This is a genomic window from Treponema sp. UBA7567 (genome assembly GCF_002476655.1).
Lineage (GTDB): Bacteria > Spirochaetota > Spirochaetia > Treponematales > Treponemataceae > Treponema_D.
In genome coordinates this window covers 25,034-39,296 of record NZ_DLLH01000060.1, presented here as the reverse complement: position 1 = coordinate 39,296, position 14,263 = coordinate 25,034, and the positions used below count along the sequence as shown (strand labels likewise).

Below are 14,263 nucleotides of genomic sequence, written 5' to 3'. Positions count from 1 at the left end.
ACAGAACAGAACAGAACAGAAGATAATTCCCTCTAAAATACAATTTATTCAGTTATTAGAAGACCGTTATATTGCAACGTGCAAAATTTTGTGCGCCGCAGTATGACGGTCTTTTTTTGTTTAAATTTATTTTGCGGTTGTGGGAAAGTTTGCGGAAAAATTCCGCAGTAAATAAAAAGTGCCGGCTGGAGAGTCGGAGATGGAGGTTTAATGAATAAAGTTAGTTCTAATATGGCAAACAGCGCAGTGTACGCAGACTATGCAACAAAAGCGGAAGGCGCAATAAAGCGCGTAAACGAAACAGTTTTCAGACGTTCAAAGTAATTGAATAAATCATTTTAAATAAATCATTTATAACGGAGGAAAAAATGAAAAAATCAAGGATTCTTGCCGTACTCGCGGCAATGACAATGGGGCTTGCAGCCTTTGGCTGTAAGAACGATTTAGAAACGGAGTATAAAGATAAAGTTTACGCTGAAGCCGTAACATTTACCACAGAAAAGACGGAGGAAGATAGCGTAAATGTAACAATGGAAAGCAAGACGGAAGGCGCTGTAATCTATTACACAACTAACGGAACTGAGCCGACAGAAAAGAGCGAAAAGTACACTGAGAGTGTAACGTTTGACAAAGACACTGTGGTAAAAGCCATTGCAGTAAAGAAAGGCATGGAAAACAGCCCAGTATCTGTAGCAAACATTTCTATAGAGATGTTTATCAAAATAGAAGAAACTAAGGTATATGTTTGTCCAAAATGTAATAAAACATATGATACGGCAGAAAATGCTGCTGGATGCTGCGGAGTTCAAAAGGTTGAGGTAGAAAAATTGGTATACACCACAAAACTGCCTGCCGGAGCATACACCGTTTGTCATGTGCAACAGAAAACGACTGGCAGAAAGTCTTTCTCTGACTATGCGATGCAGATGGCAGAAACAAAAGAAATTTCTGGAGATGAGGAAATTTCAGACCTTGCGAAAAACTATGAAGGCTTTACCGCAAAGGTAATGTTGAGAAATGAAAGTTCAGTTTATATTTTGTATGACCGTAACACGATCACGTATACGTTCAAAACTGGCGAAGGATTTATCAACGGTATTGACGAAAAAGATGTAAGCGGACTTTTTGGAACGCCTGTCATGAAGCCAGCGTTATACGAACTTGAAGCGCCAGAAGGAAAAATTTTCAACCGCTGGGTTTTGCCTTTTGATAGAACAAAGGCGCCTGGATTCTACTTTGGAGCCGAAGATCTTGAGATAGAAGCTGAATGGATTGAAAATACAGAAATATCGGAGGAATTTAGAAAAATTCCGGCCGCCTCAATCAAAGGAACGGAAATATGGAAGCCAGACTCAGAGGTATTTGTAAACGGTCGGGCAATTGAAATTTCTTCATTTTATATGTGTGACCATCCCGTAACACGGGCAGAATACAAGGCTATCATGGGAAAAGACCCAAGCACTGCTAGAGCCTGTGGCGTTAATGGCACAGTTCTTACAGGCGATGCTGTAGACAATCATCCTGTAAACGAAATTCGTTGGTATGATGCAATCATATACTGCAATAAACGTTCTTTAAACGAAGGGCTTACGCCTTGCTACACAATCAATGGAAAAAAGAATCCTTCAGAATGGGGAAGTGTCCCCTCGTTAAGTGACAGTATCTGGAACGCTGTAATCTGCAACTTTGATGCAAACGGTTACCGTCTGCCAACACAAGCAGAATGGGAATGGGCAGCGCGTGGTGGTCAAAGCCACAGATATGCCGGAAGCGATGACGCGGAAGAAGTTGCATGGTTCAATGAAAATGCAGGCATCGGAACAAGAGCTGTAAAGACAAGAAAGTCAAACGGATATGAGCTTTACGACATGAGTGGCAATGTGATGGAATGGTGCTGGGACTGGTACGCTGAAGATGGCATATCAGCCAGTACGCCTTCTACAGGTCCGTCTTCAGAACAAAGATACCGCCTTTTATGTGGTGGTTCTTGGGATAGTTCCTGGCTATGTTTGCTGGTTACGTCAACGGAGGCAAACTTTCCGACTAAATGCTGCGGTAAATATGGCTTCCGCGTTGTCCGCACTGCCAACTAGCGTTGGCTAGTTCTGTAAGGAAATTATTAAAAAACTTCCGCTTTTGCGGAAGTGCGGATCCGCGCAGTAACCCTTATATTTTTTTGATGTTCAAAAAAATATAAAATCGATTATTGAATTTGACGGTAAAACAGAATTGTTGTATATTAAAGAAAAGGAAATGCCCGATTTTTAGTCGGTCGTCTCCACTATTTGGGTTATAAAGCCGTCAAAGTGGTGTCAAGACATTTGGCGGCTTTACTTTTTATCTCTTTCTATAAACAAAAAAGGGCTGTCCTAAAAATCAGGACAGCCTTTTTTGCTGTTATAGTATTTTAAATTAACTATTTTACAATCTCTGCAAGAGCTGCTTTCATTCCGTTTTTCTGAATGTCTGCAAGGTTCTTTGCTACGCTTTCTTCAAGGCCTGCGTATTTTGTGAGGTCCTCGTGCCAGAAATCAACATTTGTAAGAACTTTCTTTGTGATTTCCTTTGCGTCTTTTGTCTCTTTGTTGAGAGCTGCGAAAAATTCGAGAACTGGAAGAGTGTCCTTGTTAGGATAAACGCCTTCTTCTCTCTTTGACTCAAGGTATTTCGCGCCTTTGTCGTCTGTCTTGATTTCTGTTCCGTTGTAGAACGCAATCAATGCCGCGATTGAGAACGAAAGAAGCTTTGGAACTGAGCCTTTCTTTGCGATGTACTGTGTTACAGAAGGCAAGCAGCGTGTCCAGTATTTTGCAACTGAGTTCAAAGAAATTTCGATTAAGCGGTGCGGGTTGAACGGGTTCTGGAAGCGTGACCATACGTTCTCAGCGTATTCTTTGAGGTCTTCCTGATCTCCGTCGATTGAAGGAATAATCTCGTTGAAGATTACGTTGCGCATAAATTTCTGAGCGTCAGCGTTTGGTGTGTTGAATCCTGTTCCAACTTTCTCAGAGCAAACAATGTCCTGAACGTAGTTTGAGCCCGCAAGGAAAGCTGCCAAAACAGAAGAAGTGTGCGCTCCGTTCAAGATGCGTACTTTTCTTGTGTGGTAGTAGTCCATGTTCTGAACCCATTTAACTGAAAGTCCAGCCTTAACGAGAGGAAGCTCATCCTCGTGTGATTTTTTAGACTCGATAACCCAGAAGTGGAAAAGCTCTGCCGAGTCAAGAAGCTTGTCCTCGTAGCCGAGTTTTTCGCAGATATGCTCTGCCTGTGTTTTTCCATCTTCTTCTTTTGTAAGAAGTGGGAAATATCCCGGAACAATGCGGTCTACCAAGCAAGAGCAGACATCGCAAGCCTCGTCGAACCAGTTGATGAAGTCTGGACCGAGCTGCCACATTTCTGCGTAGCGGAGAATGTTGATTCTGAGGTTGAGACCGGCCTGGTCAGAAAGCTCGCAAGGAATAAGAATCATTCCCTTTGAAAGGTCTCCCTTGAATGCCTGAAAACGCTTGTAAAGGAATGCTGTAACTTTTGCAGGGAAGTTTTTCTGTGGCTTCTGGTCGAGAGTTACTGGAACGCCGTCGATTTCTGCGTCAAAGCGGATTCCGGCTTCTGTTGTGTTTGAAACGATAAAGCGCAAGTCCGGGCTTGAAGCGAGCGCGATGTAGTCGTCGTAGTCTGTGTAAGGGTTGATTGAGCGGCTGATAGAGTTGATTGTGCGTGTCTCGACAGTCGGCTTTCCGTCCTTCATGCCGCGGAGAACAGTTGTATAAAGGTTGTTCTGTGCGTTCATCGCGTCAACCATGCCTTTTTCGAGCGGCTGAACGATTACAACATTTCCGTTGAAGTCAGTTTTTTCGTTTACAATATCAATCTGCCAGTCCACGAATGCGCGGAGAAATCCGCCTTCGCCAAACTGAAGAATTTTTTCTGGACGTTTTACAGTTTTTACAACGTCTTTTATAGACTTTAATGCCATTTTAGAAGCCTCCAAAAATAATATCTGATTTTATCATTTATGGATAAGACTTTCAATTAGAGGAAATTTTATAGCCCCGATTGGAACCCCGGAGTTTCCGGAGGAAATGGAGCGAAAGCGGAAGGGTGGAAAGCGGGTTTGTAAAAATAATGCGCTCCAAAAAACTTTAAAATATTTTAAATCCTTTGTACAATAACGGAAGCACTTGTAAAAAAAACGACATAATACTAAAATCCGTATGATTATATTTTGGGGGAAAATTTGAATATCGGCACGTCTGGAAAAAGAATCGGTTTTGCTCTGAGTACAATTCATTTTGGATCGTCATTAAAGTTTTGGTTTAAACTTGCAAATTACGCTTCTCAAGAAAAAGGTTCGTTTTTTATTTTTCCTGGAAGCAATTTAAGCGATTCTGGCGCAAATCCTCTCTTTAACGAAATCTATAAACTTGTTAATTCGGAAAATCTTGACGGTTTGATAAGCTGGGCTTCGAGCATAAGCAATGGCGTTTCTTACGAAAAAAGTGTTGAATTTCATAAAAAATTTGGAAATCTTCCATTTGTAACTATCGGTCAAAAAATTGACGGCGCGCCAAGTGTTTCTTTTGACGCCTACGAAGGAATGAAGGAATTAACAAAACACTTGATTGAAGTTCATGGCGCAAAAAAGATTGCATTTATCCGCGGCCCAAAAAATCATACTTCGGCTCAGGATCGTTTTCGCGGTTTTTTTGATGCTGTAAAAGAAGCCGGAATTTTAGACGAAAATCTGATTTCTGATTATATGGATTGGTACGAAAGCGAAAAAGGCGCGGTTCAGCTTTATAATGAAAGAAATTTGGTTCCTGGAAAAGATTTTGATGCGCTTTTGTGCGCCAGCGATATAATTGCCCTTGCTTCAGTTGAATATTTTGAAAAACACGGCTACAAGGTTCCAAAAGATTATATTTGCGGCGGTTTTAATGATTCTGTAGAAAGCCGCGTAAGTTCTGTTTCTTTTTCTACGGTTCATATGCCAATGGAAAAACTCGGAATTGTCGCTTATCAGAAGCTTGTTCGGCTTTTGAATGGTGAAAAAGTTGAAGATACGGTTTTGCCGGCATATCCTGTAATCCGTGAAAGCTGCGGTTGTAATAATTTAAAGCATCTTCAGAATTTTTATGATTCAAAAAAACGTATAAAAAATCGTGATGATTTTGTTGAGGCAATTTCAAAGCTCTTTCATGCGGACGAAAAAGAGCGCGAAGAACTTATTCAGCCTCTTTTTGAAGCGCTGTTTGAAAATAATCAGTCGGATTTCTATCGCCGTCTGAGCGACGTTTTGACGGCGTATTTTAAGAAAGACGGTGAACTTTTTACTTTGTACGAGGCACTGCGCCTTCTTAAAAATTCGACATTTTTGCCGGAAGAATATGTAACAAAGGTTATCAGCACTGTAAATTTGATAATTCCTCAGGTTCAGCGAAAAATTTGCGAGCTTCGGACTTTTAGAGAAAAAAATGCGTCGATTGTAAGCTCGTTAAAAAGCGCCATGCTTGCTGCCCATGATTTTGACGCTTTGATGAAAATTCTTTCGGATTATTTGCCAAAAATCGGAATTAGAAGCACGGCTCTTGTTCTTTATGAAGAAGACGGAACTTCAAGATATGTCGGTGGATTTAATCCTTCTGGCGAGCTTTGTCTTGAGGAAAAGCTTTTTTCTTCAAAACTTTTGGTTCCGGAAGAATTTAAAAAAGATTTTGAATATGGAGTTTATCTTGTTCAGCCGCTTTTTATGGAAAATAAACCGCTCGGCTATATGATAAATGGCTATTCTGACTGCGATGGAAGCGTTTACGAAGGATTGAGGGTTTCGGTTGGAAATACAATTCAAAACATTCTTCTATTTAAAGAAATTGACAAGGCGCGTCAAAAAGCCGAAAAAGCGGAATTTGCTAAAACTGAGTTTTTTGCAAATGTTGGAAGTGAGCTTTGCGATCCTTTAAAAGATTTGTCTGCAAAAATATTCCAGATGCAGGGAAATATCGAAAAAGGCATTGTTGATCAGGATATTCTTACTGAGCAGCTGATATTCCTTCGCTCTCAAATTCAGTCTCAGCTGCATAAGACCGTTACTCTTGTTGAGCTTACCCGTTCTCAGGTTGACGATTTGCCGATGGATAAAAAGCTTTTTGACATTCGTCAAGTTTTGCCGGGAAGTGTTGTTGCTTCCTTAGACCAGAAATTTCCACTTGTTTACGGAGATCCTGACCGCTTAAAAAAAGCCCTTCTTACTTTTTTTGGCGATGGAAAAGGCTCAATGTCGCTTTCTGCCGGATATGAAGGCTTAAAAATCGACTTAAAGACAAAGCATCTTGATTGGAAAGATCCGGAATTCTTGCTGGCAGAAAAGATTATTCTTTTGCAGTACGGCGAAGTTCAAAAAATTGATGATGAATCGCTTTCAATAATTTTGCCTTGGCCTAATCTTGCAGGACTTCCGCCGGTAAAAATGGAAAAGTCTCCGAAAAATGTCATAAACCTTTCTTCTAAAGAAACAATTTCGGAAATTTTCGATATGCCGGTTGTAAATTTTGACTCTCTGGCTGATGGCAAGCTCGAAAATGCAATTCTCTACTGGCGGTCTGACAATGCTCCGATTGACGAATGGGTAAAGGTTTACAGTTTGCGACATAACGAAAATCTTTTCCGTGCGCCGATTTTGTGTTACAGTCACGAGCTTATAAGCCATAATTTTGTTGAAATGCTTGAATCGAAGGTTCGCGCTCAAAAATCTGCTCCGGTTTTATTCATAAATGCAAAACGTACAAATTATGGAACTTGGGCAACCGACTCTAACAGCGTAAAAATTCAGTCAATGGCGGAATTTGAGCATATTCTTGAAGAAATTACACCTTCGCTGATTGTTTTTGAATCAATTGATGAAGAAAGCATTAAGAAAATCAGAAAAAATCCAAAAACTGTCCTTGTGCCGATTATCGTCTTGCCGGAAACAATTTCTTCCGAAGAAGAAGTTGAGCTTTTGTGCGCTCATCCAAGAATTATTTTGTGCAATAGCGGAGCTGCTGATTCTGAACAGTTTGACAGCAGAATCCGCGAAATTCTCTCAGGTGATGAAATTATGCCGCCTCATACAGGCGCGCTGGTAAAAAAGGCGATACTTTATCTTAACAAAAACGCTTCTCAGCAGATTGTAAGATGGAAACTTGCTGACACCGTTCACGTTAGCGAAGATTATTTAACAAGGATTTTCCATAAAGAAATTGGACTTTCGCTTTGGGAATACTTAAATCGTTATAGAATTTTCCTTGCGACAAAAATGCTTCTTGAAACGAATGATACAATTTACGAAATTGCAGAAAAATCTGGTTTTCAGGATCAGGCATATTTTTGCAGAGTGTTTAAAAAGGTCTACGGTATTCCGCCTGGAAAAATTCGGACAAAACAGTAAGAATTTTTTAAGCATAGTTCGTTTTTGTCCAATAAAACGCTTGTCAATTTTATATAAAAAAAGTTATTATAAAAGAACTGAGGTTAAATATGATCGCACAAGAAACAACAGCTCTTAAAGCTCCAAAGAAAAACCTTTGGAAAGATGTTAAGAGACACTATTCTGTTTATGCACTGCTCGTTATCCCAGCTGTTTACTATGCTATTTTGAAGTATGGTGCAATTGTGAACGGACAGATTGCTTTTAAAAGCTTTTTGCCTTCAGATGGAATTTGGGGAAGTAGCTGGATTGGATTCCGCAATTTTGTAGACTTCTTCCAGTCATTCTATTTTGGTGAATTGCTTCGCAACACAATTTTTTACAGTTTGTTAAAACTTGTAATCAGTGTTCCGCTTTCAATTATTCTTGCTGTAACTCTTTATGAATGTACACATGACATTCTTCGTAGAGTTGTACAGACTCTTGCTTATCTTCCGCACTTCCTTTCGTGGGTTATTATGTACGGTATCTTGCTTGTACTTTTGGCTCCTGGTGATGGTATGGTAAACGACATCGTTAAATTTTTTGGCGGTGATCCAGTAGATTTTCTTACAAACACTCATACATTCCCTGCTATTGTAATTATTTCTGATGCTTGGAAGGAAATGGGATGGGCTGCAATTATCTTTATTGCTGCTTTGATGGGAATTGACCCTTCATTGTTTGAAGCCGCAATGGTTGAAGGTGCATCTGCTGTTCAGCGTGTTTGGTATATTACAATTCCGTCTATTAAGCCAGTAATTGTAACCGTAGTTCTTCTTAAACTCGGTACAGTTCTTGATGCTGGATTTAACCAGATGTTCATGTTGTACTCTGTTCCTGTATATTCTGTAGCCGATATTATCGATACTTGGGTATATCGTCAGGGTCTTCTGCAGTTCAAGTTTGCTCTTGCTACTGCCGTTGGTATTTTCAAGGGTGTAATCGGTATGCTTCTCGTAATGGCATCTAACGCTGTTACTAAAAAACTTGCTGATTCTTCACTTCTGTAATTAAGGGAGACTAAAATGACAAAACCAAGTACAGTAAAACTTACTGCAGGCGATCGCACATTCTATATTTGTATCAATGCATTTCTTATTTTTGTTGGTGTAATTATTGCGATCCCAATGTGGTCTACAATCACACTTTCTTTCCGTCCAAACTCATTCCTTGGAACAAACTTTGAAGGTATGTTCCTTCCTGTATGGAAATGGGATGTTTCTGCTTACAAAGCTTTGCTCGGTAACGCTGGATTTATTACAGCATTTTGGAACTCTTTGAAGATTATGGCATTCGGTGTTGTAACTGCTCTTGCTCTTACAGTTCCTATGGCATATTGTATGTCAGTTTCTGATCTTCCAGGACGCAAAATCCTTAACTACTTTGTGCTTATTCCATATTTGTTTAATATTGGTGTAATCCCAACATACCTTGTTGTAACAAATCTTCATCTTACAAACCATTTGGCTTCAATCTTCTTGCCTGGTGCAATTGGTACATACAACTGTTTGATTATGCGTGGTTTCTTTGAAGGAATTCCTGAATCTTTGAAAGAATCTGCTCGTATTGATGGTGCTGCTGAATGGTATGTTCTTGTGTCTATCATTCTTCCGTTGTCAAAACCAATCATTATGACAATTGGTTTGTACTACGCTGTAAACTTCTGGAATGACTTCATGCACGCTATGCTTTACTTGAACGAAGCTTACTTGCAGCCACTTCCAATCTTGCTCCGCAACATTTTGATGGCTTCTGGTATGAACGAATACGTTGAAGTAAACGCTTTCGGAAATGCTTCTGTACAGGCTATTAAGGCGGCTTCTGTATTTATGTCGGCAATTCCTATGATTATTGCTTATCCATTTATTCAGAAATACTTTACAAAGGGTACAATGCTTGGTTCTGTTAAGGGCTAAGTTTTAATACTGCATTTGCTTGACCAGATGATAAAAAGATATTGTCTGGTCAATTTTTTGTGCTATAATTAAGGTATCGCGATTTTAAAATCGGATATTTTTATTTATAAAATTGTTTTCATTCGATTCAATATAAGGAGGATAAAATGAAAAACTTTTTCAAGAATCTCGCGCTCATCGCTTTGGTTCTTACAGTTGCTTCTCCAGTTTTTGCTGCAAAAAAATGGAAGGCAAACAAAGACGGTACAGTTAACATTGAACTTTGGTACGGTGCTGCTGTAACAGAAGCTGGTCCGCCACCTGCTGACTGGGTTGCTTATAAAATTATTAAGGAAAAGCTCGGAATTAACTTGGTTGTAACAGCTCTTCCTTCAAACGAATCTGACCAGGATACAAAAATCAACGCTGCTGGTGCTGCAAACTCTCTTCCTGACTTGTTCATGGTAAGCGATAACTGTTTCCAGATTTTGACAAAACAGAGACTTCTTGCTCCTGTAGATGATATGTTTGCAATGATGCCTAACCGCACTGCAAAGCTTTATGATAAAGATGCCCGCAAGCACTCTACTGTAAACGGTGTTTGCTATGGTCTTGATCAGCCAGGTACAATCGTTCGTAATGAAGGTATTCTTATCCGCAAAGACTGGCTCGACAAACTCGGACTCAAAGTTCCTAAGACAACAGATGAATTCTTCGAAGTAATGAAAGCATTTACTTTCAAAGATCCAGATGGAAACGGAAAGAACGATACATACGGTCTCGGCGCGTATATCGAACTTAAGCCAATGTGTGAAGGTCTTGGTGCTCGTTTTGACCCATGGTTCGGTGCATTTGGTGTTGCTGGAACTTGGTCTATGTCTAAAGACGGCGCAGGTCTTAACATCAACAAACCAGAATATTACGATGCTCTTGAATTCCTCAAGAAAATCATTGATGCAAAGGTTATAGATCCAAACTGGACAGCTTATAAAAAGGATGACTACCGTGCTTCTTGGAAACAGGGAAAATTCGGTATCTTCCGTGAACAGAACGCTGCTGCATTTGCAGAATCTAACTATGCTCCATTCGATCAGAACTTCCCTAAAGGTGAATTGATTATCGTTGATCCACCTGTTGGACCAAAAGGAAAATCAGCTGCTGGTGTTTATGATCAGGCTTACCGCCGCTACTGTGTAGCAAAAAGAAACGCTGACCAGACAATCAAGAACTGGAAAGATGTTGATGGAACTAAAAAGACTATTACAAAGAAACAGATGATTGCTCGTCTTCTTGAATGGATGTCTTCTGACGAAGGTTACTATCTCCTTGGATACGGTGTTGAAGGTGTAAACTATGTACTTGATCCAAAAACAGGTGCACCAACAAAAGATGGTATTCCAGATAAGAACATGGCTTTCTCTAAGCCAAAGATGCAGCCTTTGACTCAGCTCCGCAACATGGTTTACTACAACTCAGATGCTGAACTTATGTCTCGTTACCCAACTTATACAACAGCAGTTTCAAAGAAACAGCTTTCTTCATTGAAGGCTCTCCGCGAAATGCAGTCTAAACCATGGACACCAGTAATTGGCGCTTCTCTTCTCCCTCTTCCAGATGCTGACCTTCAGCGTTTCTATGAACAGGGTGTAGTTGAATTTATGACAGGCAAACGCCAGCTTACAAAAGCTAACTGGGATGCTTGGTTGGCAGAATTCAACAACATGGGTGGAAAGGCTTGGGAACAGGCTGGTATTGCTAAGATGAAGGAAATGAACCTTCTTTACTAGTTTTAGTAAAATTAGTAAAACCCGAAAAGCGGTGTCGAAAGATACCGCTTTTTTTTTATTTAAATTTGATTTATATTCAATATATGAAAAATACACAAAAGAAAGAACTTGCAGTCTGTGGTTTTGAGGCTGTAAAAGCACTTGCAAAAGAAAATCCCCAGAAAATAAGACGGTTTTATTATACTGAAGAAAGAATGAATTCTTTTGGGGAATTATGTAGATCACTTGCAAAAAGAAAGGCTCCGTACAATAAAGTAAAAGATGAAAATGAATTAGAAAAACTTTGCGGAAGTGTTCACCATCAGGGTGTGGTTGCAATGATTGAGCAGCCGGAAATTAACCCTTTGGACAGCGATGTGACTAACGAATGGCTGCACGAAAAAGAGACTGCTTTGATCCTTGACCGCGTTGGTAATGCAAATAACCTTGGTGCGATTGTAAGAAGCGCAGCTTTTTTTGGTGTTAAAAATGTTATTATTCCTTTGGATGAAGCTCAGTCTTCGATTACAACAAGTTCGTACCGGGTTGCGCAAGGCGGAATGGAATATGTAAATATTTATTCTGTAAAGTCGATAGTCCGTTTGCTGGAAGCAATGAAAGGAAAAATGCTTCGTTTTGGTACAGATGTAAATGCAACTCAGCCAGTAGGAAAGTTAAAAGAATTAAGCGCAAATAAATCGGCTTTAATAGTTCTTGGAAATGAAGAGCACGGAATTTCAAAACAGGTAAAAGAAAATTGTGATGAACTTATTATAATTCCTAATACAAGCACATTTGGAAAAAGCGCTGAGCGTCCCATTGAAAGTTTGAATGTTGCGCAGGCGGCCGCAATTGTCTTGTATGAGATGAGAAAATAAAAAACTTATTTGCAATGTCTGGCACTTTTTTTTAGAAGGAAAATTTATTCAATAAGTATATAAAAAAATCGGTGGTCAAGAGATTTTTTTGCCCTTAAACCACCGATTTTTTTTAAGATATTTTTGTTAACGGTTCATTTCTGACTGTTTGCCTTTTGTCTGATGAGCCTTGATAATCGCTTCGATTTCGCGGAAGTCGGAAACTGGAAGGTCTCCGAAAATTGTATTTTTTGTAGCACAAGTTGCGTTGCCGAATTCAACGGCTTTTTGAGCATCATCGTAATGAAGAAGTCCAAAAAGAACGCCAGCACAATAAGCGTCGCCAGAACCAATGCGGTCAACAACGTCAATGTCTTTGTAAGGTTCTTCACGATAGAATTTGTCCAGACGTTTTAAATACACTGTCGAACCAAATGAATGAACTTTTGGACTGATTACTTCGCGTTGTGAAGTTGCAATCAACTGAATATTTGGATAATCGCGACAGAACTGCCTATGCATGTCTTCGAGAGTTCCTTTCATTTGGAACATACGGTGGCAACTTTCTTCGGAAATAAAAAGAACATCGACATAAGGTAGAACGTGTTTAATTGTTTCGCGGGCTGTTTCTTCGTCCCAAAGTGTTGCACGGTAGTTTACGTCAAACGCAATCTGAGTCCCTTCTGCCTTGAATTTTTTTATCATGTTGATTGCGAGATTACGAGTTGCTTCGCTCAAAGCTAGAGTGATTCCTGACGTGTAAAACATTCTTGCTTTTTTATAAATGTCTTCTGGAATTTCAGATTCCTTGATTTTTGTGATGGAAGAATTTTTTCGGTCGTAAACAACTGTCGGTTTGCGCGGATAAGCTCCGTTTTCGTAAAAATAAATTCCGACACGGGCCTCTGGAGATTCGTCCCAAATGATAAAGTCATCGCTGACAGAAGATGAGCGGATACGGTTTTTGATGAAAGTTCCAAGTTGATTTTTTGGAAGACGGGTGATAATTCCAGAACGGCAGCCTAAAAGAGAAACTCCACAGGCAACATTGAGTTCTGCTCCGCCCGCATGTTTTTTAAAAGAGTCGCTTTTGTAAATAAGTTCATTTACTGGAGGAGAAAGACGAAGCATTGTTTCTCCAAAAGTAATTAAATCAAATTCTTTGTGTTCGTAGAAAGCACCTTTTTTATCCATAAATCGCCTCAATTTAAAATTTCGTACGGATATTAGTTTAATGTTTAAAAGAAAATGGAACAAGTAGAATTATGAAAATTTTTCGCTTCTGTAAAACTTCGGCTGGCTTTGCGTGGACTTTTAATTTGGTGTCAATTATACTAGATGATATGGCAAAAAATGAAAAAAATAGAAAAAACTCGACAGGATTGGCTTTTGCTTGCTGGATTCTTGGATTTTTGATTCTTTTAATTGTATTTTTGGTAAAACAGGACGATATATATTCAAATTTAAAAACGACGCGATTTTTTGAACGCCTTTTTGGAACCACTCCGGAATTTATTCAAAAGCATGAAGTAAAAGAAAAAAAAGTACCGGAAATTGAAACCGTTATTGAATTGAAAACAGAAACAAAGCAAAGTTCTCAAGAAAACTTGGGAACAGAAGTGTTGCCTTCGGTTGAAAAATTTGATGAAAATAAATCGGCAAATGAAGATGTTCCTGACCAGAAAAAACAAAATCAGAGTGAAGGAATAAAAAAGACCGAAAAAACGGAAGAAAAACCGCAAGTTGCAAAAAATGAGGGAAAACAAGAAAAAAGCACGGAAAATTCTCCGGCAAATATAAAAAAAGAAGAAAAAACAAAAGCTCCTGAAAAGAAAACTATTACTGTAACTAACCAAAAAATTTATTTTGTTTATATTGGCGAAGATGGAACTTTGAGCAGAAAAATGATTACGCGGGCTGTTGAAAAAAATGATTCGCCGCTTGTGACTAATATGAATATTTTGCTTGCTGGACCAAATGCGCAGGAAAGTGCTCGCGGTTATAGAAGTTTGATTCCTGAGGGAACAAGGCTTTTGTCGGCTTCTGTGCGTGATGGTATTGCCTATTTGAATTTTAATGAGCAATTTGAGTTTAATACGGTCGGAATGGACGGTTATCAGGCTCAGCTTATGCAGATTGTTTATACTGCGACAGAATTTGGAACGGTAAACAGCGTGCAGTTTTTGATTGAAGGTCAGAAAAAAGAGTATTTGGGAAGTGAAGGAATTTGGATTGGAAGTCCGCTTTCGCGTTCAAGTTTTAATTAAAAAAATGTGGCAGGGATTGTAAGGGCGG

9 protein-coding genes are annotated in these 14,263 nt (G+C 39.4%); 7 read left to right on the top strand and 2 right to left on the bottom strand.

What is annotated here, in order from left to right; genetic code table 11:
• The first annotated feature begins 368 nt into the window (after positions 1-368).
• Positions 369-2,093, top strand: a complete 1,725-nt coding sequence (locus B3Y13_RS07665) for an SUMF1/EgtB/PvdO family nonheme iron enzyme (RefSeq protein ID WP_296693734.1) — start codon at positions 369-371, stop codon at positions 2,091-2,093.
• Between the two features lie 323 nt (positions 2,094-2,416).
• Here B3Y13_RS07665 and B3Y13_RS07660 read toward each other — a convergent pair whose 3' ends face one another.
• A complete protein-coding gene (locus B3Y13_RS07660) occupies positions 2,417-3,979 on the bottom strand; it encodes a tagaturonate reductase (protein WP_296693731.1) in 1,563 nt (520 codons plus the stop codon).
• Positions 3,980-4,240: 261 nt separating this feature from the next.
• On the opposite strand from B3Y13_RS07660, the gene B3Y13_RS07655 reads away from it, so the two are divergent.
• The 5 genes from B3Y13_RS07655 to B3Y13_RS07635 all read left to right on the top strand — a co-directional run bounded on the left by B3Y13_RS07655 (position 4,241) and on the right by B3Y13_RS07635 (position 11,989).
• Entirely contained in the window at positions 4,241-7,429 is a 3,189-nt protein-coding gene (locus tag B3Y13_RS07655) for a helix-turn-helix domain-containing protein (protein WP_296693729.1), read from the top strand.
• A gap of 89 nt (positions 7,430-7,518) precedes the next feature.
• Positions 7,519-8,460 carry an ABC transporter permease gene (locus B3Y13_RS07650; RefSeq protein WP_296016241.1) on the top strand — a complete coding sequence of 314 codons (942 nt, stop codon included), beginning with the start codon at positions 7,519-7,521 and terminating at the stop codon, positions 8,458-8,460.
• A gap of 15 nt (positions 8,461-8,475) precedes the next feature.
• Positions 8,476-9,366, top strand: a complete 891-nt coding sequence (locus B3Y13_RS07645; protein ID WP_296016250.1) for a carbohydrate ABC transporter permease — start codon at positions 8,476-8,478, stop codon at positions 9,364-9,366.
• Positions 9,367-9,512: 146 nt separating this feature from the next.
• A complete protein-coding gene (locus B3Y13_RS07640) occupies positions 9,513-11,132 on the top strand; it encodes an extracellular solute-binding protein (RefSeq protein ID WP_296669139.1) in 1,620 nt (539 codons plus the stop codon).
• Between the two features lie 83 nt (positions 11,133-11,215).
• Positions 11,216-11,989 (top strand): TrmH family RNA methyltransferase, encoded by a 774-nt coding sequence (locus B3Y13_RS07635; RefSeq protein ID WP_296669141.1) that lies wholly within the window; start codon positions 11,216-11,218, stop codon positions 11,987-11,989.
• Between the two features lie 126 nt (positions 11,990-12,115).
• Here B3Y13_RS07635 and B3Y13_RS07630 read toward each other — a convergent pair whose 3' ends face one another.
• Positions 12,116-13,162, bottom strand: coding sequence for a sugar kinase (locus tag B3Y13_RS07630; RefSeq protein WP_296016271.1), 1,047 nt, complete (start codon positions 13,160-13,162; stop codon positions 12,116-12,118).
• 149 nt (positions 13,163-13,311) lie between these two features.
• Between B3Y13_RS07630 and B3Y13_RS07625 the strand changes: the two genes are divergently transcribed.
• Positions 13,312-14,235 (top strand): GerMN domain-containing protein, encoded by a 924-nt coding sequence (locus tag B3Y13_RS07625; protein WP_296669143.1) that lies wholly within the window; start codon positions 13,312-13,314, stop codon positions 14,233-14,235.
• The last annotated feature ends 28 nt before the right edge of the window (positions 14,236-14,263 follow it).

Excerpts from the sequence above, each read along its gene's own strand:
- B3Y13_RS07665 (WP_296693734.1), top strand. The coding sequence starts at position 369 with ATGAAAAAATCAAGGATTCTTGCCGTACTCGCGGCAATGACAATGGGG.
- B3Y13_RS07660 (WP_296693731.1), bottom strand. The coding sequence starts at position 3,979 with ATGGCATTAAAGTCTATAAAAGACGTTGTAAAAACTGTAAAACGTCCA.
- B3Y13_RS07650 (WP_296016241.1), top strand. The coding sequence starts at position 7,519 with ATGATCGCACAAGAAACAACAGCTCTTAAAGCTCCAAAGAAAAACCTT.
- B3Y13_RS07645 (WP_296016250.1), top strand. The coding sequence starts at position 8,476 with ATGACAAAACCAAGTACAGTAAAACTTACTGCAGGCGATCGCACATTC.
- B3Y13_RS07640 (WP_296669139.1), top strand. The coding sequence starts at position 9,513 with ATGAAAAACTTTTTCAAGAATCTCGCGCTCATCGCTTTGGTTCTTACA.
- B3Y13_RS07635 (WP_296669141.1), top strand. The coding sequence starts at position 11,216 with ATGAAAAATACACAAAAGAAAGAACTTGCAGTCTGTGGTTTTGAGGCT.
- B3Y13_RS07630 (WP_296016271.1), bottom strand. The coding sequence starts at position 13,162 with ATGGATAAAAAAGGTGCTTTCTACGAACACAAAGAATTTGATTTAATT.
- B3Y13_RS07625 (WP_296669143.1), top strand. The coding sequence starts at position 13,312 with ATGGCAAAAAATGAAAAAAATAGAAAAAACTCGACAGGATTGGCTTTT.